Source organism: Bacillus cereus group sp. BfR-BA-01408 (assembly GCF_022663305.1).
Classification (GTDB): domain Bacteria; phylum Bacillota; class Bacilli; order Bacillales; family Bacillaceae_G; genus Bacillus_A; species Bacillus_A pacificus.
In genome coordinates, this window is the sequence record NZ_JAKUFF010000220.1 from 1 (window position 1) to 350 (window position 350).

Here is a 350-nt window from a genome sequence, read left to right on the forward strand (position 1 = left end):
TAAATCAAATAAAACTGACTCTCTTCCTTTTAAATTAAAATTCATATAATAATTTGAACCTGTACTATGATTTTTGTTTATTTCATCATGATTCCAAGTTAGCTTATTTTCACATTTAAATCGAAATACAACATTAAAAATAGGAAAAATTGATTTGTTTGAAATTTTTATTTTGCATCTGTTCGTTTCACCTATAAAAACATTTGAATTTCCTTGACTGTATTCCCATTCAACACGAGATACTTTACGTATATAAACATGCATAGCACCTATTAAAATTACATACAAAAATACGAGAGATAAAAACAGTAGATTACTTGAAAATATACATAAAATAACTGCTACAACTG

At 24.9% G+C, this 350-nt stretch carries 1 pseudogene; it reads right to left on the reverse strand.

What is annotated here, in order from left to right:
- A pseudogene (locus MR083_RS27015) lies at positions 1–350 on the reverse strand (DUF58 domain-containing protein); the annotation flags it as partial.